Annotated in this window: 19 protein-coding genes and 1 tRNA gene; 17 read left to right on the top strand and 3 right to left on the bottom strand. The window is 64.6% G+C overall.

Annotated elements, in window-relative coordinates:
• Positions 1-44 precede the first annotated feature (44 nt).
• The 9 genes from LOY33_RS03825 to LOY33_RS03785 all read left to right on the top strand — a co-directional run bounded on the left by LOY33_RS03825 (position 45) and on the right by LOY33_RS03785 (position 9,244).
• Positions 45-1,775, top strand: a complete 1,731-nt coding sequence (locus LOY33_RS03825) for a tetratricopeptide repeat protein (protein ID WP_054916245.1) — start codon at positions 45-47, stop codon at positions 1,773-1,775.
• Between the two features lie 4 nt (positions 1,776-1,779).
• Positions 1,780-2,397: a lipoprotein insertase outer membrane protein LolB gene (gene lolB, locus LOY33_RS03820; protein WP_043864329.1), complete on the top strand. Its 618-nt coding sequence runs from the start codon at positions 1,780-1,782 to the stop codon at positions 2,395-2,397.
• Complete coding sequence (gene ispE, locus LOY33_RS03815; RefSeq protein ID WP_258662860.1) at positions 2,397-3,245, top strand: 4-(cytidine 5'-diphospho)-2-C-methyl-D-erythritol kinase; 849 nt, start codon at positions 2,397-2,399, stop codon at positions 3,243-3,245. Before lolB ends, ispE begins: the two co-directional genes overlap by 1 nt.
• A gap of 34 nt (positions 3,246-3,279) precedes the next feature.
• A tRNA-Gln gene (locus tag LOY33_RS03810) sits at positions 3,280-3,354 on the top strand.
• Positions 3,355-3,401: 47 nt separating this feature from the next.
• Positions 3,402-4,343 carry a ribose-phosphate pyrophosphokinase gene (locus tag LOY33_RS03805; protein WP_010225730.1) on the top strand — a complete coding sequence of 314 codons (942 nt, stop codon included), beginning with the start codon at positions 3,402-3,404 and terminating at the stop codon, positions 4,341-4,343.
• 138 nt (positions 4,344-4,481) lie between these two features.
• A complete protein-coding gene (locus LOY33_RS03800; protein ID WP_043864327.1) occupies positions 4,482-5,078 on the top strand; it encodes a 50S ribosomal protein L25/general stress protein Ctc in 597 nt (198 codons plus the stop codon).
• A 75-nt stretch (positions 5,079-5,153) separates the two neighbouring features.
• On the top strand, positions 5,154-5,738 hold the full coding sequence (gene pth, locus LOY33_RS03795; protein ID WP_043864326.1) for an aminoacyl-tRNA hydrolase: 585 nt from the start codon (positions 5,154-5,156) through the stop codon (positions 5,736-5,738).
• A 21-nt stretch (positions 5,739-5,759) separates the two neighbouring features.
• Complete coding sequence (ychF, locus tag LOY33_RS03790) at positions 5,760-6,860, top strand: redox-regulated ATPase YchF (protein ID WP_054916246.1); 1,101 nt, start codon at positions 5,760-5,762, stop codon at positions 6,858-6,860.
• 179 nt (positions 6,861-7,039) lie between these two features.
• Complete coding sequence (locus LOY33_RS03785; RefSeq protein WP_258661628.1) at positions 7,040-9,244, top strand: OsmC domain/YcaO domain-containing protein; 2,205 nt, start codon at positions 7,040-7,042, stop codon at positions 9,242-9,244.
• A 99-nt stretch (positions 9,245-9,343) separates the two neighbouring features.
• Here the strand turns inward: LOY33_RS03785 and metE are convergent, their stop codons facing one another.
• Positions 9,344-11,632: a 5-methyltetrahydropteroyltriglutamate--homocysteine S-methyltransferase gene (gene metE / locus LOY33_RS03780; RefSeq protein ID WP_213606907.1), complete on the bottom strand. Its 2,289-nt coding sequence runs from the start codon at positions 11,630-11,632 to the stop codon at positions 9,344-9,346.
• 208 nt (positions 11,633-11,840) lie between these two features.
• Here metE and LOY33_RS03775 point away from each other — a divergent pair, with 208 nt between their 5' ends.
• The 5 genes from LOY33_RS03775 (at position 11,841) to LOY33_RS03755 (ending at position 18,454) form a co-directional block, all read left to right on the top strand.
• Complete coding sequence (locus tag LOY33_RS03775; protein ID WP_258661626.1) at positions 11,841-13,217, top strand: cystathionine beta-synthase; 1,377 nt, start codon at positions 11,841-11,843, stop codon at positions 13,215-13,217.
• On the top strand, positions 13,214-14,380 hold the full coding sequence (locus tag LOY33_RS03770; RefSeq protein ID WP_043864321.1) for a PLP-dependent aspartate aminotransferase family protein: 1,167 nt from the start codon (positions 13,214-13,216) through the stop codon (positions 14,378-14,380). Before LOY33_RS03775 ends, LOY33_RS03770 begins: the two co-directional genes overlap by 4 nt.
• A 102-nt stretch (positions 14,381-14,482) precedes the next feature.
• A complete protein-coding gene (locus tag LOY33_RS03765; RefSeq protein WP_043864320.1) occupies positions 14,483-15,013 on the top strand; it encodes a sigma-70 family RNA polymerase sigma factor in 531 nt (176 codons plus the stop codon).
• Positions 15,010-15,978 carry a FecR domain-containing protein gene (locus tag LOY33_RS03760; protein ID WP_238596461.1) on the top strand — a complete coding sequence of 323 codons (969 nt, stop codon included), beginning with the start codon at positions 15,010-15,012 and terminating at the stop codon, positions 15,976-15,978. Before LOY33_RS03765 ends, LOY33_RS03760 begins: the two co-directional genes overlap by 4 nt.
• 85 nt (positions 15,979-16,063) lie before the next feature.
• Complete coding sequence (locus tag LOY33_RS03755) at positions 16,064-18,454, top strand: TonB-dependent receptor (protein ID WP_043864319.1); 2,391 nt, start codon at positions 16,064-16,066, stop codon at positions 18,452-18,454.
• Positions 18,455-18,461: 7 nt separating this feature from the next.
• Here the strand turns inward: LOY33_RS03755 and LOY33_RS03750 are convergent, their stop codons facing one another.
• Both LOY33_RS03750 and LOY33_RS03745 read right to left on the bottom strand, forming a co-directional pair.
• Positions 18,462-19,817, bottom strand: a complete 1,356-nt coding sequence (locus tag LOY33_RS03750; protein WP_258661622.1) for an amidase — start codon at positions 19,815-19,817, stop codon at positions 18,462-18,464.
• A gap of 13 nt (positions 19,818-19,830) precedes the next feature.
• Complete coding sequence (locus tag LOY33_RS03745) at positions 19,831-21,162, bottom strand: MFS transporter (RefSeq protein ID WP_043864317.1); 1,332 nt, start codon at positions 21,160-21,162, stop codon at positions 19,831-19,833.
• 247 nt (positions 21,163-21,409) lie between these two features.
• Here LOY33_RS03745 and LOY33_RS03740 point away from each other — a divergent pair, with 247 nt between their 5' ends.
• The 3 genes from LOY33_RS03740 (at position 21,410) to LOY33_RS03730 (ending at position 23,977) form a co-directional block, all read left to right on the top strand.
• The gene (locus tag LOY33_RS03740) at positions 21,410-22,408 is read left to right on the top strand and encodes a LacI family DNA-binding transcriptional regulator (RefSeq protein WP_229589130.1); all 999 of its coding nucleotides are present in this window, start codon (positions 21,410-21,412) and stop codon (positions 22,406-22,408) included.
• Positions 22,409-22,518: 110 nt separating this feature from the next.
• Positions 22,519-23,034, top strand: coding sequence for a sigma-70 family RNA polymerase sigma factor (locus LOY33_RS03735; RefSeq protein WP_043864315.1), 516 nt, complete (start codon positions 22,519-22,521; stop codon positions 23,032-23,034).
• Positions 23,021-23,977 (top strand): FecR domain-containing protein, encoded by a 957-nt coding sequence (locus LOY33_RS03730; RefSeq protein WP_258661610.1) that lies wholly within the window; start codon positions 23,021-23,023, stop codon positions 23,975-23,977. Before LOY33_RS03735 ends, LOY33_RS03730 begins: the two co-directional genes overlap by 14 nt.
• Positions 23,978-23,987: the final 10 nt, after the last annotated feature.

Genomic DNA, 23,987 nt, shown 5'->3' with positions numbered 1-23,987 from the left:
TGTCATGATGATCCGACCGCAGGTAAGCCGCCCAAATCCTCCCTATGAATAGATCTTCCGCGTTATTCCTCGCCTTTGCCTTGCTCCAGGGTTGCCAGACGCTGACCCCGGGCGCCCGGGACGCCACGGCGCCTGCCGACGATGCGGCCACGGTCGCCGAGGCCAAGAAGCCCACGGTGTACGGCTCGTTCACCCAGGACACGGTGTACAGCCTGTTGACCGCCGAGCTCGCCGGGCAGCGCAACCGCTTCGATATCGCCCTGGACAACTACGTCACCCAGGCGATCAAGACCCAGGACGCGGGCATTTCCGAGCGGGCATTTCGCATTGCCGAGTACCTGGGCGCCGATCAGGCCGCCCTCGATACCGCACTGATATGGGCCAGGAACGACCCCGAGAACCTCGACGCACAACGCGCCGCCGCCATCCAGCTGGCGCGCAGTGGACGCTATGACGATTCGATGGTGTTCATGGAGAAGGTGCTGCAGGGTCAGGGCGACACGCATTTCGACTTTCTCGCGCTGTCGGCGGCCGAAACCGACCAGGACACCCGCGACGGCCTGCAGAAAAGTTTCGACCGCCTGCTGGTAAAGTACCCCGACAACAGCCAGCTGGTGTTCGGCAAGGCCCTGCTGCTGCAGCAGGACGGCAAGTCCGAGGCCGCCCTGGCGCTGCTCGAAGCCCACCCGCCGGCCGACGGTGAAATTGCCCCGATCCTGTTGCGTGCGCGCCTGCTGCAATCGCTCGACCGTGGCCCCGAAGCCCTGCCGCTGCTGCGCAAGGCCATCGCCCGCAACCCCGACGACAAGCGCCTGCGCCTGACCTACGCACGCACCCTGGTGGAGCAGGACCGCATCGACGACGCCAAGGTCGAGTTCGCCAACCTGCTGCAGCAATACCCCGAAGACGACGAACTGCGCTATTCGCTGGCGCTCGTGAGCATCGAGGCCAAGGCGCTCGACGAAGCCACCAGCTACCTGCAGGAACTGATCGAGCGCGACAGCCACGTGGATGCGGCGCACCTGAACCTGGGGCGCATCTTCGAAGAGCGCAACGATTCCGAAGCGGCCCTGACCGAGTACGCCCTGGTCGGCCCTGGCAACGACTACCTGCCCGCGCAACTGCGCCAGGCCGACATCCTGATTGCCAACGGGCGCACCGACGAGGCCAGCCGGCGCCTTGCCGAAGCCCGCGAGGCGCAGCCGGACTACGCGATCCAGCTGTACCTGATCGAGGCCGAAACCCTTGGCAACAATGACAAGGACGCCCAGGCCATGCAGGTGTTGCAGGCAGCGATCCGGCAGTACCCGGACGACCTGAGCCTGCTGTACAGCCGTGCCATGCTCGCCGAGAAGCGCGACGACCTGGCCCAGATGGAAAGGGACCTGCGCAGCATCCTGCAACGCGAACCGGAAAACGCCATGGCGCTCAATGCGCTGGGCTACACCCTGGCCGACCGTACCACCCGCTATGCCGAAGCCAAGGGCCTGATCGAGAAAGCCCTGCAGATCAACCCCGAAGACCCGGCCGTGCTCGACAGCCTGGGCTGGGTCAACTACCGCATGGGCAACCTGGACGAGGCCGAGCGCCTGCTGCGCCAGGCCCTGGAGCGCTTCCCCGACCACGAGGTCGCGGCGCACCTGGGCGAAGTGCTGTGGGCCAACGGCAAGCGTCGTGAAGCCCGCCAGGTTTGGGCCAAGGCCTTCGAAGGCCAGCCCGACAGCCCTATTCTGCGCAAGACCGTCTTGCGCCTGACCGGATCCGAGACTCTATAAGCTTATGTTACTGCGCCATTTCATCACCTTCAGCCTGATCGCCGTGCTTGCCGGCTGTTCCAGCTTCGGCTCCCGCGAGGCCGTACAGGGCCAGGGCAACGCGCAACTGTGGCGTGAACACAAACAGCAGTTGAGCACCCTCGACGGCTGGCAGATCAACGGCAAGGTGGGCATCCGCGCACCGAAAGACTCCGGCAGTGGCACCCTCTTCTGGCTGCAACGCCAGGACTACTACGACATTCGCCTGTCCGGCCCGCTGGGTCGCGGCGCCGCACGGCTTACCGGCCGTCCGGGCCAGGTGGTGCTGGAAGTGGCCAACCAGGGCCGTTTCGAGGCACAAAGCCCGGAAAGCCTGCTGGCCGAGCAACTGGGCTGGGAACTGCCGGTATCGCACCTGGTGTGGTGGGTACGCGGCCTGCCCGCCCCCGACAGCAAGAGCCAGCTGACCCTGGACGGCGACAGCCGCCTGGCCAGCCTCAAGCAGGACGGCTGGAGCGTCGAGTACCTGAGCTACACCGAACAGAACGGCTACTGGCTGCCCGAGCGCCTCAAGCTGCACGGCCAGGACCTCGACGTGACCGTGGTGGTCAAGGAATGGCAACCGCGCCAGCTGGGGCATTGATGATGAGCCGATTGACCCTGCCGGCCCCGGCCAAGCTCAACCTGATGCTGCACATTCTCGGCCGCCGCGACGACGGCTACCACGAGCTGCAGACGCTGTTCCAGTTTCTGGACCATGCCGACGAACTGAGTTTCGACCTGCGCGACGACGGCCAGGTCATCCTGCACAGCGACCTCAAGGATGTGCCCCACGAGAGCAACCTGATCGTGCGCGCGGCGCGCAAGCTGCAGCAACTGACCGGCTGCCCCCTGGGCGTGGACATCTACCTGAAGAAGGTACTGCCCATGGGCGGCGGCATCGGCGGTGGCAGTTCGGATGCCGCCACCACCCTGCTCGGTCTCAACCACCTCTGGCAGCTTGGCTGCAGCGAAGACCAGCTGGCCGAGCTGGGCCTGACACTGGGCGCCGACGTGCCGGTTTTCGTGCGCGGGCACGCGGCGTTTGCCGAAGGCGTGGGCGAGAAGCTCACCCCCGTCGACCCCGAGGAACCCTGGTACGTCGTGCTGGTACCGCAAGTATTTGTAAGTACAGCAGAAATTTTTTCGCATCCGTTGTTGACACGTAATTCACCGCCCATTAAGATGCGCCCCGTTCCCAAGGGAAACAGTCGTAATGACTGCCAAACGGTAGTAGAGCAGAGTTACCCGGAAGTACGTAACTCACTGAATTTACTAGGTAAATTCACGGATGCTAGGCTAACCGGAACTGGAAGTTGTGTGTTTGGGGCCTTCCCAAGCAAAGCTGAAGCTGATAAAGTTTTGGCCCTTCTTACAGAGACCCAAACAGGGTTTGTGGCTAAAGGAAGCAACATCTCAATGTTGCATCGCACGCTGCAAGGTCTGCTCTAGGAATCGAGTATCAGGTACTCGCAGCAACAGATACAGGGGCGTCGCCAAGCGGTAAGGCAGCAGGTTTTGATCCTGCCATGCGTTGGTTCGAATCCAGCCGCCCCTGCCATTTTCCTATACTCATCCAGGTATACCCTCAGCCTTCAGGTACTGCGCGTGTCCAAGATGATGGTCTTTACGGGGAACGCTAACCCCGATCTGGCTCGGCGTGTCGTACGTCAGCTGCATATCCCTCTCGGTGACGTCTCTGTCGGTAAGTTCTCCGACGGCGAAATCAGCACTGAGATCAATGAAAATGTTCGTGGTAAAGACGTTTTCATTATTCAGCCGACTTGCGCGCCAACCAACGATAACCTGATGGAACTGGTAGTGATGGCCGATGCCTTCCGCCGCTCCTCAGCGTCTCGAATCACTGCCGTGATTCCTTACTTCGGATATGCCCGCCAGGATCGCCGTCCGCGTTCGGCGCGTGTAGCTATCAGCGCCAAAGTGGTTGCCGACATGCTCACCGTCGTCGGGATCGACCGTGTTCTCACCGTCGACCTGCACGCTGACCAGATCCAGGGTTTCTTCGATATTCCGGTAGATAACATCTACGGCTCCCCCGTTCTGGTGGATGACATCGAAGACCAGCGTTTCGAGAACCTCATGATCGTGTCCCCGGACATCGGCGGCGTCGTGCGTGCACGTGCTGTTGCCAAGTCCCTGGGCGTCGATCTGGGTATCATCGACAAACGCCGCGAGAAGGCCAATCACTCCGAAGTGATGCACATCATCGGCGACGTCGAAGGACGTACGTGTATTCTCGTCGACGACATGGTCGACACCGCCGGCACCCTGTGCCACGCGGCCAAGGCCCTGAAAGAACACGGCGCGGCAAAGGTTTACGCCTACTGCACGCACCCTGTCCTGTCGGGTCGTGCGATCGAGAATATCGAAAACTCCGTGCTGGACGCACTGGTGGTGACCAACACCATCCCGCTGTCCGCTGCAGCACAAGCCTGTGACCGTATCCGTCAACTGGATATCGCACCGGTCGTGGCCGAAGCGGTTCGCCGCATCAGCAACGAAGAATCGATCAGCGCGATGTTCCGCTGAGGGCCTGGCCCTCGCGAGATCACGTTGACGTAAAGCGCCCCGCCCCAGCACTGGTTGTTGGGGCGGGGCTTTTTTGCCCTCCCCGGTTTGGCGCTGGTCGCAAACGCCGCCGGGGTCTGGCTATTTTGGAGAAACAACATGACTGATTTCACTCTGAACGCCCAAGCGCGTACCGACCTGGGGAAAGGTGCGAGCCGCCGCCTGCGTCGTCTCGCCGCCCAAATCCCTGCCGTTGTCTACGGTGGTGACAAAGAAGCGCAATCCCTGACCATCGTGGCCAAGGAAATCGCCAAGCTGTTCGAAAACGAAGCTGCCTTCAGCCACGTGATCGAACTGAACGTTGACGGCACCAAGCAGAACGTCATCGTCAAGGCCCTGCAGCGTCACCCAGCCAAGCAGTTCATCATGCACGCCGACTTCGTGCGCGTTGTTGCTGGCCAGAAACTGACCGCTATCGTTCCTGTGCACTTCGTCAACGAAGAAGCACCGGTCAAGAAAGGCGGCGAAATCTCCCACGTAGTTTCGGAGATCGAAGTTTCCTGCGAAGCCAAAGACCTGCCTGAGTTCATCGAAGTCGACCTGGCCAAGGCCGAAATCGGCACCATCATCCACCTGTCGGACCTCAAAGCTCCGAAAGGCGTAGAGTTCGTCGCTCTGGCCCACGGTGATGACAAGGCTGTTGCAAACGTTCACGCTCCGCGTGTTGCGCCTGAAGCAGAAGGCGCTGCCGAGTAATCCACTCGACACGCCGGCGTTGACCGGGTTGCAGCCCCGCGCTGCAACCCACAACTCCAAGGAAGAGCCCCTGACGTGACCGCCATCCAACTGATCGTCGGCCTGGGAAACCCCGGCCCCGAATACGAACAGACCCGGCATAACGCAGGGGCTCTTTTCGTGGAACGCATTGCCAGCGCCCAGCGCGTCAACCTGACCGCTGACCGCAAGTATTTCGGCCTGACGGCTAAATTCAGCCATCAGGGCCAGGACGTTCGTCTGCTGATCCCCACCACCTACATGAACCGCAGCGGCCAGGCCGTTGCTGCACTGGCGAACTTCTTCCGCATCCCGCCAGATGCCATCCTGGTGGCCCACGACGAACTCGACCTGCCCCCCGGCGTCGCCAAGCTCAAGAAAGGCGGCGGCCATGGCGGGCACAACGGCCTGCGCGACATCATCGCGCAGCTGGGCAACAACAAAGACTTTCACCGTCTGCGGCTTGGCATCGGCCACCCGGGTGACAGCACCAAGGTGTCCGGTTTTGTCCTTGGCAAGGCGCCCCGCGCCGAGCAGGAAAAACTCGATGCCAGTATCGATTTTGCCCTCGGCGTGCTGCCGGACATCCTCGCCGGCGATTGGACGCGTGCGATGAGAGAGCTGCACAGCCAAAAGGCCTGACTCCACGAAGAGGGATTCACCATGGGTTTCAATTGCGGCATCGTCGGCCTGCCCAACGTCGGCAAGTCCACCCTGTTCAACGCCTTGACCAAATCCGGCATCGCGGCAGAAAACTTCCCCTTCTGCACCATCGAGCCGAACAGCGGCATCGTGCCGATGCCCGACCCACGTCTGGATGCCCTGGCTGCGATCGTCAAGCCCAACCGCGTGCTGCCGACCACCATGGAGTTCGTCGACATCGCCGGCCTGGTGGCAGGTGCGTCCAAGGGTGAAGGCCTGGGCAACAAGTTCCTGGCCAACATCCGTGAAACCGATGCCATCGCCCACGTGGTCCGCTGCTTCGAAGACGAGAACGTGATTCACGTCTCCAACAGCGTCGACCCCAAGCGCGACATCGAGATCATCGACCTGGAACTGATCTTCGCCGACCTGGACAGCTGCGAGAAGCAACTGCAGAAGGTCGCGCGCAACGCCAAGGGCGGCGACAAGGATGCCCTGGCACAAAAGGCCATCCTCGAGAAGTTGATTGCGCACTTCACCGAAGGCAAGCCGGCGCGCAGCCTGATGAAGACCATGGCCGACGACGAGAAGGCGCTGGTACGCGGTTTCCACCTGCTGACCAGCAAGCCGGTGATGTACATCGCCAACGTTGCCGAAGACGGCTTCGAAGACAACCCGCACCTGGACGTGGTCAAGGCCATTGCCGAGGAAGAGGGCGCGATCGTGGTACCGGTCTGCAACAAGATCGAAGCCGAGATCGCCGAGCTGGAAGACGGTGAAGAGAAAGACATGTTCCTCGAAGCCCTGGGCCTCGAAGAGCCAGGCCTGAACCGCGTGATCCGTGCCGGTTACTCGCTGCTCAACCTGCAGACCTACTTCACGGCCGGCGTGCAGGAAGTGCGGGCCTGGACCGTTCGCGTGGGCGCCACCGCGCCTCAGGCGGCCGGCGTGATCCACACCGACTTCGAAAAGGGCTTCATCCGTGCCGAAGTGGTCGCCTACGACGACTTCATCCAGTACAACGGTGAAAGCGGCGCGAAGGAAGCCGGCAAATGGCGTCTGGAAGGCAAGGACTACATCGTCAAGGATGGCGACGTGATGCACTTCCGCTTCAACGTCTAAGCCCCGAGCCGGGTCGCCACGACGCCCGACGCACACCAAACCCCTTGAGCGTTTACGCCTCAGGGGGTTTTGTTTTTACCGGTGTCGGTCACGCCTTCGGGTGACATGCCAAGACTTCCGGGCAAAAAGCCGGATAATGGCGGCCAATTCGTTTCGCACTTTCAGCACGGTATTCCCGCATGGAAATCAAGGTCAATTTTCTCGACAACCTTCGACTTGAAGCCAAGTTCGATGACTTCACGGTGGTGGCCGACCAACCCATCCGCTACAAGGGCGATGGTTCGGCACCCGGCCCGTTCGACTATTTCCTGGCCTCCTCGGCCCTGTGCGCGGCCTACTTCGTCAAGCTGTACTGCGAAACGCGCAACATCCCCACCGACAACATTCGCCTGTCGCAGAACAACATCGTCGACCCGGAAAACCGCTACAACCAGATCTTCAAGATCCAGGTCGAGCTGCCGGCCGACATCTCGGCCAAGGACCGCCAGGGCATCCTGCGTTCCATCGACCGCTGCACCGTGAAGAAGGTGGTGCAGACCGGTCCCGAGTTCGTGATCGAGGAAGTCGACAACCTCGATGCCGACGCCCAGGCCCTGCTGATGCTGGACGCCCAGGCGCAGACGCGCACCGTGATCGCCGGCAAGGACCTGCCGCTGGAACAGACCATCGCCAACATGTCGGGCATCCTCGCCAGGCTGGGGATGAAGATCGAGATCGCCTCGTGGCGCAACATCGTGCCCAACGTCTGGTCGCTGCACATCCGCGATGCGCATTCGCCCATGTGCTTCACCAACGGCAAGGGCGCAACCAAGGAAGGCGCACTGGCCTCGGCACTGGGCGAGTTCATCGAACGCCTGAACTGCAACTTCTTCTACAACGACCAGTTCTGGGGCGAAGACATCGCCAACGCCGACTTCGTGCACTACCCCGACGAGCGCTGGTTCAAGCCGGGCCGCAAGGACGCGCTGCCGGCCGAGATCCTCGACGCCCACTGCCGCGACATCTACAACCCCGACGGCGAACTGCGTGGGTCGCACCTGTACGACACCAACTCGGGCAACACCGAGCGTGGCATCTGCGCCCTGCCCTTCGTGCGCCAGTCCGATGGCGAGGTGGTGTACTTCCCGTCCAACCTGATCGAAAACCTGTACCTGAGCAACGGCATGAGCGCCGGCAACACGCTGGCCGAGGCGCAGGTGCAATGCCTGTCGGAGATCTTCGAGCGCGCGGTCAAGCGCGAAATCCTCGAAGGCGAGCTGGCCCTGCCCGACGTGCCGCAGGACGTCATCGCCAAGTACCCCGGCATCCTCGCCGGCATCCAGGGCCTGGAGGCCCAGGGCTTCCCGGTGCTGGTCAAGGATGCGTCGCTGGGCGGTGAATTCCCGGTGATGTGCGTGACCCTGATGAACCCGCGCACCGGCGGCGTGTTCGCCTCGTTCGGCGCGCACCCAAGCCTTGAAGTGGCGCTGGAACGCAGCCTCACCGAGCTGCTGCAAGGGCGCAGCTTCGAGGGTCTGAATGACCTGCCGCAGCCGACCTTCGAAAGCCAGGCGGTGACCGAGCCGAACAACTTCGTCGAGCACTTCATCGACTCCAGCGGCGTGGTGTCGTGGCGCTTCTTCAGTGCCAGGGCCGACTTCGAGTTCGTCGAGTGGGACTTCTCCGGCCAGGGTGAAAACTCCAACGCCGAAGAAGCTGCCACCCTGTTCGGCATCCTCGAAGGCATGGACAAGGAAGTGTACATGGCGGTGTACGAGCACCTGGGTGCCACCGCCTGCCGCATCCTGGTACCGGGCTACTCGGAGATCTACCCGGTCGACGACCTGGTGTGGGACAACACCAACAAGGCGCTGCTGTTCCGTGCCGACATCCTCAACCTGCACCGCCTGGACGATGACGCCCTGCAAGCGCTGGTCGAGCGCCTCGAAGACAGCGAACTGGACGACTACACCGACATCACCACACTGATCGGCATCGAGTTCGACGACAACACGGTGTGGGGTCAGTTGACCATCCTGGAGCTCAAGCTGCTGATTCACCTGGCGCTGGAGCGTTTCGAGGAGGCCAAGGAGCTGGTGGAGACCTTCCTGCAGTACAACGACAACACCGTCGAGCGCGGGTTGTTCTACCAGGCGTTGAACGTGGTGCTGGAAGTGGTGCTGGACGACGAGATGGCGCTTGAAGACTACGCCGTCAACTTCCGGCGCATGTTCGGGGACGAGCGCATGGATGCCGTACTGGGCTCGGTGGATGGCCGCGTGCGTTTCTACGGCCTGACCCCCACCAGCATGAAGCTCGAAGGTCTGGACCGTCACCTGCGCCTGATCGACAGCTACAAGAAGCTGCACGCGGCACGTGCCCGTGCGGTAGCGGGCACACGCTGATACAACGCCGATCCTGCAGGCCATGGCCTGCAGGATCGGCGTTGCCAGGCTTGTTCGTTCGCCAACAGGTCGTGGTGGCGGCCAACAAGCCTCGAACGATCATCCCAGCTCGTTGCGCAACAAGCCGGCAGCACTCACCATGTTCGCCAGCGCCGCCTCGGTTTCCGGCCAGCCGCGGGTCTTCAGGCCGCAGTCCGGGTTGACCCACAGGCGCTCGACCGGAATGCGCCGGGCAGCCTTGCGCAGCAGCTCGGCCATTTCCGAAGCCTCCGGCACCCGGGGCGAGTGGATGTCGTAAACCCCCGGGCCGATCTCGTTCGGGTAGTGGAAGGCTTCGAATGCCTCCAGCAGTTCCATGTCCGAACGCGAGGTTTCGAGGGTGATCACGTCGGCATCCATGGCGGCAATCGATTCGATCACATCGTTGAACTCGCTGTAGCACATGTGGGTGTGGATCTGGGTTTCGTCGCGCACGCCCGAGGCGCACAGGCGAAACACTTCGGTAGCCCAGTCCAGGTACTGCTGCCACTGCGCCCGGCGCAGCGGCAGGCCCTCGCGAAACGCCGCCTCGTCGATCTGCACGATCTTGATGCCGGCCGCCTCCAGGTCCACCACTTCATCGCGGATGGCCAGCGCCAGTTGCCGCGCCTGCACCTCGCGCGACACATCTTCACGCGGGAACGACCACATCAGCAGGGTCACCGGCCCTGTCAGCATGCCCTTCATCACCTTGTCGGTCAGGCCCTGTGCGTAGCGGATCCACTCCACCGTCATGGCATGCGGTCGACTCAGGTCGCCGAAGATCACCGCCGGTTTCACACAGCGCGAACCGTAGCTCTGCACCCAGCCGAAGCGGGTGAACACGTACCCATCGAGCTGCTCGGCAAAGTACTCGACCATGTCGTTGCGCTCGGCTTCACCGTGCACCAGCACGTCCAGGCCCAGGCGCTCCTGCACCTGCACGGCGTGGCGAATCTCGCTGTGCATCGCCTCCACGTATTGGCCCTCGCTCAGCTTGCCCTGCTTGAACGACTGGCGTGCCAGGCGAATGGAACCGGTCTGCGGGAACGAACCGATAGTGGTGGTCGGCAACAGCGGCAGGTTCAGGCGGGCACGCTGGCGGGCGATTCGCGTGGCAAAGGGCGAGTGGCGCTGGCTGTCCTTCTCGCTGATGGCGGCCACACGGGCCTGCACCGCCGGCTTGTGGATGCGCGTGGAGGCAGCGCGGCTGGCCTGCACTGCACGGCTGCGGGCCAGGGCCTGCACCACCGGGGCCGCCTCGGGCTGGTCGAGGGCATGGGCCAGGATCGCGACTTCCTCGCACTTCTGCACGGCAAAGGCCAGCCAGCTCTTGAGCTCGGCATCGAGGGCGTCTTCACGGCCCAGGTCTACCGGGCTGTGCAGCAGCGAGCACGACGGCGCCACCCACAGGCGCTCGCCCAGGCGTTCATGGGCGTGCTGCAGCACGGCCAGGGCCTTGTCCAGGTCGCAGCGCCACACGTTGCGGCCGTTGACCACACCCAGCGACAGCACCTTGTAGGCCGGCAGGCGGTCGAGAATGGTCGGGTACTGCTCGGGGGCGCGCACCAGGTCGATGTGCAATCCGTCGACCGGCAGGTTAGCTGCCAGCCCCAGGTTCTCCTCCAGGCCACCGAAGTAGGTGGCAACCAGCTTTTTCAGCGGGTCGCGCTGGATCAGGTTGTAGGCACGCTCGAAGGCGTTCTTCCACGCCTGCGGCAGGTCCAGCGCCAGGATCGGCTCGTCGATCTGCACCCACTCCACACCCTGTGCCGCCAGGCGCTGGAAAATCTCGCCGTACAGCGGCAGCAGGCGCTCGAGCAGCTCGAGCTTGTCGAAGTCGCCGCCCTTGGTCTTGCCCAGCCAAAGGTAGGTCAGCGGGCCAATCACCACCGGCTTGACGTCGTGGCCCAGGGCCCTGGCCTCGGCCACTTCCTCGAACAATTGTTCCCAGCCCAGGCTGAACTGCTGGTCGGCGCTGAATTCAGGCACCAGGTAGTGGTAGTTGGTGTCGAACCACTTGGTCATCTCCTGGGCATGCGCACCGCCACAACAGCTGTCGCTGACGCCACGCGCCATGCCGAACAGGGTCTGCAGGGTGGCCTTGCCGTGCTGCGGGCGAAAGCGCTCGGGCACCACGCCGAACATCAGCGAATGGGTCAGTACCTGGTCGTACCAGGCAAAATCGCCCACCGGCAGCAACTGGATGCCGGCCTGGCGCTGCAGGGCCCAGTGGGCCTTGCGCAGTTCGCTGCCCACAGCACGCAGGCCCGCCTCGTCCAGCTCGCCTTTCCAGAACGCTTCCTGCGCCTTTTTCAGTTCGCGGTCGCGACCGATACGGGGGAATCCGAGTGAGTGGGCCAATGCCATGACAATGCTCTCCTTAGGGGGTGATGGCAGCCATTGTCGTCAGGGCCGCAGAATGAGACAAACTCATTTAATTTCACATCAAATCAAGTTCTGCTCATGTAAAGACATCGACAGCGCTGCGCCTGGAGGCGCAACCGGCTGGCCGGCCAGGGTTGCGAGGCCCCTGATCTGCGCCTAAGGTCAAACGACCCCGAAGCGAGATGACGTCATGCCCAACGCCTCGAACCCCGCCGTACTTGCCCTGATCGGCAACACCCCGATAGTGCAGGTGAGCCGCTTCGATACCGGCCCCTGCACACTGTTCCTCAAACTCGAATCACAGAACCCCGGCGGCTCGATCAAGGACCGCATCGGCCTGGCCATGATCGATGCCGCCGAGCGCGACGGGCGCCTGCGCCCCGGCGGCACCATCGTCGAGGCCACCGCCGGCAACACCGGCCTGGGCCTGGCGCTGGTCGGGCGGGCCAAGGGCTACCGGGTGGTGCTGGTGGTGCCCGACAAGATGTCCACCGAGAAGGTGCTGCACCTCAAGGCCATGGGCGCCGAGGTGCATATCACCCGCTCCGACGTCGGCAAGGGCCACCCCGACTATTACCAGGACGTGGCCGCACGGCTGGCGGCGGACATCCCCGATGCGTTCTTCGCCGACCAGTTCAACAACCCCGCCAACCCGCTGGCCCACGAGACCAGCACCGCCCCGGAAATCTGGGCGCAGACCCAGCACGATGTGGACGCCATCGTGGTCGGCGTGGGCTCGGCCGGCACCCTTACCGGGCTGACCCGTTTCTTCAAGCGCGTGCAGCCGGGCCTGGCCATGGTGCTGGCCGACCCGGTGGGCTCGGTGATGGCCGAGTACAGCCGCAGCGGCACCCTGATCACGCCTGGGGCGTGGGCAGTGGAAGGCATCGGCGAGGACTTCGTGCCCTCGATCGCCGACCTCTCCAGCGTGCGCCAGGCCTACTCGATCAGCGACGAAGAAAGCTTCGAGCATGCGCGTCAGCTGCTGCGCGCCGAAGGCATTCCGGGCGGCTCCTCCACCGGCACCCTGCTGGCCGCCGCGCTGCGCTACTGCCGCGAGCAGACCGAACCCAAGCGGGTGGTCAGTTTTGTGTGCGACACCGGCACGCGCTACCTGTCCAAGGTCTACAACGACCAGTGGATGACCGACCAGGGCCTGCTGCAGCGCACCCGCTACGGCGACCTGCGCGACCTCATCGCGCGGCGCTTCGAGGATGGCCGGGTGATCAGCGTGCGCCCCGACGACACCCTGCTCACTGCCTTCCAGCGCATGCGCCTGGCCGACGTGTCGCAATTGCCGGTGCTGGTCGACGGCCAGCGCCTGGTGGGCGTGATCGATGAATCCGACATCCTGCTGGGCATGCATGAAGACCCGTCGCACTTCTCCCTGAGCGTGGCCAGCGCCATGACCGACCAGCTGGAAACCCTGCCGCCGTCTGCCAGCCTGGCGGCGCTGCAGGCCGAACTGGACCGTGGCCTGGTGGCGATCATTGCCGACGCCTCGGGCTTTCACGGCCTGATCACCCGTGTCGATATGCTTAACCACTTGCGCAGAGCACTCCCATGACCCAGCACGACAAGACCGCCTTCGCCACCCGCGTGATCCATGCAGGGCAATCGCCCGACCCGTCCACCGGCGCGCTGATGCCGCCGATCTATGCCAACTCCACCTACATCCAGCAGAGCCCCGGCGTGCACAAGGGCCTGGACTACGGGCGCTCGCACAACCCCACGCGCTGGGCACTGGAGCGCTGCGTGGCCGATCTGGAGGGCGGCACCCAGGCGTTCGCCTTCGCCTCCGGGCTGGCGGCGATCTCGGCGGTGCTCGAACTGCTGGATGCCGGCTCCCACATCGTTTCGGGCAATGACCTGTACGGCGGCACCTTCCGCCTGTTCGAACGGGTGCGTCGGCGCAGCGCCGGGCACCGCTTCAGCTTCGTCGACCTGTCCGACCTTGCCGCGTTCGAGGCAGCGTTGCAGGACGACACGCGCATGGTGTGCATCGAAACCCCGAGCAACCCGCTGCTGCGCCTGAGCGACCTGGCGGCCATCGCACGCCTCTGCCGCGCACGCGGCATCCTCTGCGTGGCCGACAACACCTTTGCCAGCCCATGGATCCAGCGCCCGCTGGAACTGGGTTTCGACATCGTGGTGCACTCGAGCACCAAGTACCTCAACGGGCATTCGGACGTGATCGGCGGCATTGCCGTGGTGGGTGACAATGCCGAGCTGGCCGAGCGCCTGGGCTTCATACAGAACGCAGTGGGCGCCATCGCCGGCCCGTTCGATGCCTTCCTCACCTTGCGCGGGGTCAAGACCCTGGCCCTGCGCATGGAGCGCCACTGCAGCAATGCCCTGGCACTGGCGCAGTGGCTCGAACAGCAACCGCAGGTGGCGCGTGTGTACTACCCCGGCTTGCCCTCGCACCCGCAGCACGCCCTGGCGCGCCAGCAGATGCACGGTTTTGGCGGGATGATCTCGCTCGACCTGGCTACCGACCTGGCCGGTGCCCGACGCTTCCTGGAACAGGTACAGATCTTTGCCCTGGCCGAAAGCCTGGGCGGTGTGGAAAGCCTGATCGAGCACCCGGCGATCATGACCCATGCCACCATCCCCGAGCAGACGCGCGCGCAACTGGGCATTGGCGACGCCCTGGTGCGCCTGTCGGTAGGCGTGGAAGACCTCGATGACCTGCGCGCAGACCTGGCCCAAGCACTCGCACGTATCTGAGCCCCCATCAGCGCAAGCCAGCCCCTTGCTTGCGCTGATTGCCCAATGCCCGCCGGCTGAATATACTTGATAACTATTCTCATTCGGTACGGGCGCCACACGATGACCTCCCCTCCTTGCGGCTACCGTACCAACGTGGCCAGCCTCTACAGCGACAATCACGGCTGGATCCAGCAGTGGCTGGCGCGGCGTCTGGGCAACGTGCACGATGCCGCAGAGCTAGCCCACGACGTATTCCTGCGCCTGCTCGCGCAACCGCGCGAGTTCAGTAGCGACGGGCATGCGCGGGCCTACCTGAGTACGGTGTCCAAACACCTGTATGTGGATTTCCAGCGCCGCAAGCAGGTCGAGCGTGCATGGCAGCAGACGCTGGCCAACCAGCCGCAACGCATCGCCCCCTCCGAAGAGCACCAGGCGTTGATCCTGGAGACCCTGGGCCAATTGCAGGCCATGCTCGAACGCTTGCCGGCACCTGTGGCCGAAGCCTTTTGCCTGGCGCAACTGCAGGGCCTGAACTATCGCCAGATCGCCACGCAGCTGGGTGTAAGCGAACGCACGGTCACCAAGTACATGGCCCAGGCCATGCTCCAGTGCCTGCTGCTGGAAGTGGAGCTGGACGGGGCCTTGCTGTGAGCGCGGCCCTGGACTCTGCCACCCTGGAGCAGGCCGCCGACTGGTTCGCACGCCTGCGCGCCGCGCCAGCCGATGCGGCCTTGCGGGGCCAGTGGCAACAGTGGCTGGAACAACAGGAACAGCATCGTATCGCCTGGACCTACGTGGAGCGCATCAGCCAGCGCTTCGACAGCCTGCAACCGCAAGCCGGGGCGGCGCATCAGACGCTCGCCAGCCTGCGGCGTACGCAACGCTCCCGCCGCCAGGTGCTAAGCAGCCTGTGCGTGCTCAGCGGTGGGGCAACGCTGGGCTGGCTGGGCTGGCAACGCCACTGGGTGGACGACCTGCAAGCGCTCACTGCCGGCACCACCACCGCAGTGGGCGAGGTACGTCGCCAGGTGCTGGCCGACGGTACCCTCCTGTGGCTCAACAGCGCCACCGCCCTGGATGTACAACTGGACGGGCAGCGCCGGCTGCTGACCCTGTACAGCGGTGAAGTGCTGATCGAGACCGCCGCTGAGGCGCGGCCCTTCCAGGTGCAGACCCGGGCCGGCAGCCTGGTGCCCCTGGGTACGCGCTTCAGTGTGCGCCAGCAGGGCGCCCGCACCCTGCTCAACGTGTACGACGGCGCGGTACGCGCCACCTGTGCCGCCAGCGCAATACAGCGGGTGGCCAATGCGGGGCAGGGCCTGGGCTTCGATGCCAGCACCATGGCCGCCACCACGCCGGCCTGCGCCCAACGCCAGGCCTGGAGCCAAGGCCTGCTGGTAGCGCAGGACATGCCACTGGGGGATTTCATTGCAGAGCTGGCCGACCATCGGCGCGGGCACCTGGCGGTGAACCCGCTGATCGCATCGTTAAGGGTCATGGGCACCTACCCGCTCAACGATACCGACCAGGTGCTTGCCATGCTCGAAAGCGCCTTGCCGGTGCGAGTGTCACGACGCTTCGACTGGTGGGTGACCCTGGAGCCTGCCGAAAAATAAAAAGCGTCAGGTGCTTCCGGTTTTTGCGGCTCATTCGAATTAGAGGAGAACACCCTTTCACCCCTGCGCGCCCGAAGGATTCTGCATGCCACTCGCCTCTGCCCCTGCCCTGTTGAAACGCCCCCTGGCCCTGCTCATTGCACTCGCCAGCGGCGCCGCCACCGCCGCGCCACTGGACATCCCTGCCGGCCCCCTGGCCAGCCAGTTGAACCAGCTGGCAAGCCAGGCCGGTATCTACCTGGCCAGCGACGCCGCCCTGACCGCCGGCAAACAGAGCCGGCCCGTGACCGGTGCAAGTACCCCTGAGCAGGCCCTGCACGGCATGCTTGCCGGCACGGGCCTGAGCGTGGTGCGCACTGGCGAAAACCGCTACCAGCTGATCACCGCCCCCACCGGCAACGCCGTGGAACTGGGCGCCACCAGCATCAACGGCGCAGGCCTGGGCGAGACCACCGAGAACACCGGCGCCTACACCACCGGCCAGACCCGCACCGCCACCAAGCTCGGCCTGTCATTGCGCCAAACCCCGCAGTCGGTCACCGTGATCCCGCGCCAGGTACTGGACGACCACAAGCTTGCCTCGCTCGACGATGTGGTCAAGTTCACCCCCGGCCTGTCGAGCAACCACCGCGACAGCGACCGCTATACCTTCTACTCGCGCGGTTTCCAGATCCAGAACATACAGTACGACGGCATCCCGACCCAGGTGGCCAACGAGTCGCAGCAATTCACCAGCACCCTGTCGGACATGGCGATCTACGACCGTGTCGAAGTGGTGCGCGGTGCCACCGGCCTGCTCAGCGGTGCGGGCTCGCCCTCGGCCACCCTGAACCTGGTGCGCAAGCGGCCCACGGCCGACTTCCAGGGCTACGTCTCGGGAGAAGCCGGGGCCTGGGACCGCTACCGGGGCGAATTCGACGTCGCCGGCCCGCTGACCGACTCGGGTGCGGTGCGCGGCCGCCTGGTCAGCGCCTATGAAACCGCCAACTCGTTCGTCGACTGGTACAAGACCGACAAGCGCGTGATCTACGGCGCACTGGATTTCGACCTGAGCGAAAGCACCCTGCTGCGTGTGAGCCTGGACTACCAGAACAACAACTCCGACGGGGTCAGCTTCGGGCACATTCCGCTGTTCAACAACAATGGCAGCGCGACGAACTTTTCCCGCTCGTTCAACCCCGGAGCCCGCTGGAGCTACCTGGACAACACCCAGTACAACTTCACCAGCGTGCTGGAGCAGAAACTCGCCAACGACTGGAGCCTCAAGGCGTCCTACAGCCACCAGTACGCCTACCGCCGCGGCGTGACCGGTTCGGCCAGTGCCGGGGCGCCCGACCCGCAGACCGGCGCCGGCGTGTCGATGTACATCAACCGCCTGGACAGCTACCAGACCCAGGACAACGCCGACCTGTACGCCAGCGGCCCGTTCGAACTGGGTGGGCGCGAGCATGAACTGGTGGTGGGTGCCAACATCGCCTACACCCACCTCAACTACCCGACCTATCAACGTGCCAACCCGGCGGTCGACGATATCAACCAGTGGGATGGCAACCCGGGCGGCAAGCCGCACCTGTCCAAGACCGAAGAAAGCCTGACCCGCCTGAGCCAGTCGGGCACCTACACGGCCCTGCGCCTCAAACCCTATGACCCGCTGTCGATCATCCTCGGCACCCGGGTCAGTTGGTGGGATCAGAAAGACGACAGCAGCGACGAACTGACCGGCGCCAGCACCAGCCGCGACCGTACCAGAAAATCCGGCGTGGTCACCCCGTATGCCGGTGTGGTGCTGGACCTGAACGACACCTTCTCGGTGTACGCCAGCTACACCAACATCTTCCAGCCGCAGACCTACTACAAGACTGCCAGCAACACCTCGCTGGAGCCGCTGCAAGGCGACAACTACGAACTGGGCATCAAGGGCGAGTTCTACGACGGTGCGCTGAATGCGAGCCTGGCACTGTTCGAAGTGCAGCAGAAGAACACCCCGCAGTACGTTGGCGAGTCGCCCCAAGGGCGCGAAATCTACCGGGCCATTGCCGGTACCACCACGCGCGGCATCGAAACCGAAGTGTCCGGCGAAGTGCTGCCGGGCTGGAACATCATCGGCGGCTATACCTACCGTGAATCCCACGACAAGGACGGCAATCGGGTCGAAACCAACCAGCCGATGAACCTGTTCAAGCTCGGCACCACCTACCGCCTGCCGGGGCAACTGAACCGCCTGACCGTGGGCGGCAACCTGGTCTGGCAGAGCGACATCTACGCGGTCAACGGCACCTACGGCACCAAGGCACACCAGGGTGACTACGGGGTGGTCGGGTTGCTGGCCAACTATGCGGTGGATGAACACCTCACGGTCGGCCTGAACCTCAACAACCTGTTCGACACCCATTACTACGACGGCCTGGGCACCTTCAACTCAGGCTCCTACGGCGAACCGCGCAATGCCATGGTGAATGCCAAGTGGACGTTCTGAGGCTGCATCAAGTGCGAACGTAGCGCTGCGCCAGCAACTGCAGCAGCTGATCGTCGGCACCCGCCGCACCGATCACCTGCAGCCCCACCGGCATGCCCCGCACCTGCCCTGCCGGCAGGCTGATGGCTGGCAGGCCGGTGAGGTTCCAGGCACTGGTGTAACTGAGCACTGCAGCACGCACGTCGATACGTTGCTCACCCACCTGTACCTCGCGCGCATCCACCGGCGTCGCGGTGATCGGCACGCTGGCCGAGACCAGGAAGTCATAACGCTCGAACAGCCGCGCCATCGCCGCCTTGAGCCGAACCTGGCCGGCCTGGGCGCGAATGTACTGCCAGCCCCTGACCTCGCGTGACAGCTCAAGGCGTTCGCGCACCTCCTGCTCGAACAGCTGCGGCGCCGTCTGCATGCGCTCGGCATGCACGTCGTAGGCCTCGGCGCGCTGCAGGGTGAGCAAGGTATCCTTGAGCTGCGCCACCAACGGCTCCAGCTCGCCGGTCTGCTCCAGTGCATCGCCAAACAGCTGCTGCGCAGCCTGGTACACCTGCCCCTGAACGTCGGCGTCCAATGGCCCGAAAGTGCCCGGCTCGATCCAGCCTACACGCAGCGGGCGACGCAGCGTGGCCGGCGCGCAGGTACGCGCGGCGATCACTTCGAACACTACCCGGGCATCGTCCACATGGTTGGCAATCGGGCCCACGTGGTCGAGGCTCGACGACAGCGGGAACACCCCGTCCAACGGCACGGCAGCGAACGACGGCTTGAAGCCGACCGCGCCGCACAACGCCGCCGGAATGCGGATCGAGCCGCCGGTATCGGTGCCCAGTGCCAGCGGCACCATGCCGCTGGCCACCGCCGCTGCACTGCCGGCGCTCGAACCGCCGGTAATGCAGCGCGCATCCCACGGGTTGCGCGCCGCGCCCTGCAGCGAGCGGTCGCCGGTGGGGCCATAGGCGAACTCGTGGGTCAGGGTCTTGCCCACGATTACCGCGCCGCCCTCGCGCAGGCGCTGCACGCACAGGGCGTCCTGCGTGGGGCGAAAGCCTTCGAAGTGCGCCGAACCATAGGTGGTCACGTGGTCGAAGGTGTCGATGTTGTCCTTGATCGCTACCGGTATGCCGTGCAGCGGGCCCAGGTCCAGGCCCTGGGCAAACAGTTCGTCGGCCTTGCGCGCCTGCGCCAGCGACACTTCGGCATCCACGGCGACAAAGGCATTCAGTGCCGGGTTCAGGCGCTCGATGCTGTCGAGCGCGGCCTGGGTCAGCTCGACACTCGTCAGGCTGCCGGCGCGCAGGCGCCGCGCCAGGTCGCCGACCGACAGGCCAAAAAAGTATCCAGTGTGGGTTGGCTTGGCCAGGTTCATACAGGCAACTCCATCAAACCGTTGCAGGTGTAGGGGAAGGGACAACCTGCCGGCTGCCGGGGCGCACCATCAGCATCGCGCTCATGCCCAGGGCCGTGGCCACGGCGGCGGCCACGAACATCGACGAGTAGCCATAGCGCACGGTCAGGTAGCCGGTGAGCATCGGCGCGATGAACGAGGCGGTGTTGGCGATGAAGTGGGTCATGCCGCTGTAGGCACCGACGCGGTTGGATGGCGCGGTGTCGATCACCACGGCCCAGTAGACCGAGTTGGGCAGCGCGTTGAGGGCGTTGGCCAGGGTCATCAGGGCGATCACGCCCCATACAGTCTGGGCCTGCGACACCAGCATGAAGCACAGCGTGGTCAGCAGCAGGCAGGTTGCGGCCAGCCAGCTGCGCGCCACCTTCAGGTTGCCGGTGCGACGCAGCAGCAGGTCGGAGATCTTGCCGCCCAGCAGCACGGTGAAGCAGGCGCCGGTCCACGGGATCATGCCCATGTACCACAGCGACGACAGGTTGTAGTGGAACTCGTCCTGCAGGTACTTGGGGGTCCAGGTCAGCAGCAGGAAGGTGACGTACACGAACGAGAAGTAGCCCACCGCATTGAGCAGCAGGTCCTTGTTCTTGAAGAAGTGCCAGATCGGCGCAACGCTGGTGGTCGGGGTGCTGGCGTTGGCGGCAGCGGCGCGCTCCTGGCGCAGGAACTCGCGCTCGGCCTCGGACACCCGCGGGTTTTCATCCGGGGTGTTGGTGAAGCGAGTCATGAAGAAGATCAGCAGCGCCAGGCTGACCACGCCCAGTACCACGAACATGCTGCGCCAGTCGCCGGTCAGGGTCTGCAGGCCGACCGCCACCGGGGCGGTGAGCAAGGCGCCCAGCGGTGTGCTGAGCAGGCCCACCGAGACCACGAAGCCGCGCTCCTTGGGCGTGGCCCAGTTGGCCACGCTCTTGTTGATCACCGAGTACGCCGGGCCTTCGGCAAAGCCGAACAGCACGCGGATGGTGGCAAAGCCGGCCATGGCCGAACCGCCCATGAAGGCCAGGCCCATGTCGCCGGCAAAGGCGGTGGCGATCTCGAAGATCGACCAGGTGCCGCCGGCGATCAGCCATACGCGCTTGGCGCCGAAACGGTCGGCCAGGATGCCGCCGATCAACGCACCGACGATGTAGCCGTAGCCGAAATAGCCCAGCACGTTGCCCCAGTCGGCCTTGTCGAAACCGTACTCGGGGAGAATGCTGGCCGAGGCATACGAAATGGCACCACGATCGATGTAGTTGAGCAGCGCCATCAGCATGATCAGGAAGAAAATCTGGTAGCGAAAGCGCGGAACGGGTGGGTTGTTCATAGGGATCTGACTCTTCAAGTGATGGCAGAAGTCAAAAATGCGGCCGCGTCCGGCGTATTTTTATTGTGTTGCCCAAACGTTTGGGTTGAGCGAATGTATTCACACAAAAACATTTAGTCAATCGTTTGGGTAAAGGTTGTTTGCCGAGACAAGCCGTCGATTGGGTTAGAATCGCGCCCCGAAATCAGCCACGGTTGGAAGCCCCTCGAACATGCCCACTCCATCACGCCCTGCCACCTTGAAGTCCATGGCAACCGCCCTCGGGGTGCACGTTTCCACCGTGTCGCGGGTGCTCAATGGCGACCCTGCCGGGGTCGAGCGCGCGGCATCGGCCGAGGTGGTGGCGCGTATTCGCGCGTTGGCGAAAGAGCTGGATTATCGGCCGAACACGCAGGCATCCAACCTGAAGTTGCGCAAAAGCCAGGAGATCTGCGTGCTCATGCCGCGCCTTACCGACCTGGTGATGGCGACCATCTACGACAGCATCGACGCCGCCGCCGAACAGGCTGGCTACCTGACCTTCGTGTCCAATACCGACGATCAGCAACCCCGCCAGCTGGCGCGGGCCGAGCATGCCCTGCGCCGCTCGGTGGCGGGGTTGATCGTGGGCGACTCGCACGTGGGCGAGCAGCAGCCATTGCTGGAGCTGCTGGGGCGCAAGCACATCCCTTACGTGCTGGTCAGCCGGCAGATTGCCGGGCACCTCACGGCGGGCAGCGACGACGAGTTGGGCGGCTGGCTGGCGGCCGAGCACCTGTACCGCCTGGGCTGTCGCGACGTGGCGATCCTGGCGGGCGAGCGGCACGCCTCCACCGGTGCCGACCGCACCCGCGGCTTTACCCGGTACTACCGCGAACAGGGCATTACCCTGCGCCCGGAGTGGACGCTCAATGGCCCGTTCGACAGCCTCACCGGGCACAAGCAGGGCGAGTACCTGCTGGGGTTGAACCCGCGCCCCCAGGCGTTTTTCGCGGTGAACGACTTTCTGGCCATCGGCCTGATGGGCGCCGCGCGGGACAAGGGCCTGGAGCCGGGCAAGGACATCGCCGTGGTGGGTTTCAACGACACACCATTGGCCAACGAACTGATCGTGCCGCTGACCAGCGTGCGCCTGCCGCTGGCCGAGATGGGTCGGCATGCAGTGGAGTTGCTGCTCAAGCGCATCAAGGGTGAAGCGGTGGAGTCGATCATTCTGGCGCCGCAGTTGCAGGTGCGGGCGAGCTCGGGATTGCGGGTGGCTGGCTGAAGAACGGCTGGCAAAGAGGCCCGCACGCCCACCAATTGCATCGCGCCCTGCTCCCCGCATAGAATGCGAACGATTCACAATCACTTCTTGCGCGCAGGCCCCGACCGACGATGCCCACCAGCGACACGCTCCCTCCGTCCGAGGTCGACCTGCTCTACCGTACCCACCACTCCTGGCTCAACACCTGGCTGCAGCGCCGCGTTGGCTGTCACGCCCACGCCGCCGACCTGGCCCAGGACACCTTCGTGCGCCTGCTCAAGGCTCGCCACGCGCACCCGCTCAAGCAGCCGCGTGCCTACCTGAGCAGCATCGCCCGCGGCCTGATGATCGACCAGTTTCGTCGCCGCGCCCTGGAACAGGCCTACCTCGAAAGCCTGGCCCACCTGCCCGCCGCGCACGCGCCCAGCGAAGAACAGCGCTGGATGATCCTCGATACCCTGCAACGCCTCGACCGCCTGCTGATGCAGCTCAAGCCACGGGTGCGCCAGGTGTTTCTGCACGCGCAACTGGACGACATGAGCTGCCCGAAAATCGCCGAACAGCTGGGTGTGTCCCGCGCCACGGTGGAGCGCGACCTGGCCAAGGCCATGGGCGTCTGCTATCGGTTGCGCCATGCCCGGGGCTGAGCCAGCACCGGGCCAGGCCCACGTCGACCAGGCCATCGAATGGCTGGTGCAACTGCGCTACAACACGCCCACCGTACAGGCCGAACAGGCCTTTGGTCGCTGGCTCGAACAACACCCGCACAACGCCCTGGCCTGGGCCCAGGTCCAGGCCATGAGCGAGGAATTCAGCAGCCTGCCCCGCGAGCTCAGTCGGCGCACCCTGGAGGGCACGCAGCGACGCAGCATCGGCCGGCGCGACAGCCTCAAGCTGCTGGGCCTGCTCGGCGCCGCCGGCACCCTGGGCTGGGTCGGTCGCGAGCCGCTCGGGCTGCCCACCCTGCTGGCCGACAAGCACACCGCCACCGGTGAGCGGCGCACCTTCCACAACAACGACGGCAGCGTGATCCAGCTCAACACCGCCAGCGCCATCGACCTGCGCTTCGCGGCCGACCTGCGCGCGCTGAGCCTGATCCAGGGCGAGGTGTCCATCGATACCGGCAACGACCCACGCCCACTGCGCGTGACCACCCGTGACGGTGTACTGCAAACGCAAGGCTCGCAATTGCTGGTACGCGAACGTACCGACGGCACCCTGCTGGCGGTGCGCCAGGGCAGTGTGACGCTGTACCCCGGCAACGGCACCGCGCCGCGCATCGCCCGCCCCGGCGAGCAACTGCTGTTCAGCGCCAGCGGCCAGGTCGGCCCGGCCGTGACTCACGCCGACCCGTGGGGCTGGCGCGAAGGCGTGCTCAGCGTGCAGCGGATGCCCCTGGGCGAGTTCATCGCCGAGCTGTCGCGCTACCGCCCCGGCGTGCTGCGCTGCGCCGAGGCGGTGGCCGGGTTGAAGGTGTTCGGCACCTATCAGCTGGCCGACACCGACCAGATCCTGGCGCTGGTGGCCGAAGCACTGCCGATTCGCATCGACTACCGCACCCGCTACTGGGTCAGTGTCAGCCCGGCTTGAATCTGTTTGA

Source organism: Pseudomonas sp. B21-036 (assembly GCF_024748925.1).
GTDB lineage: Bacteria > Pseudomonadota > Gammaproteobacteria > Pseudomonadales > Pseudomonadaceae > Aquipseudomonas > Aquipseudomonas palmensis.
The sequence above is the reverse complement of the archived record's forward strand: the minus strand, read 5'-3'. Positions and strand labels throughout refer to the sequence as shown.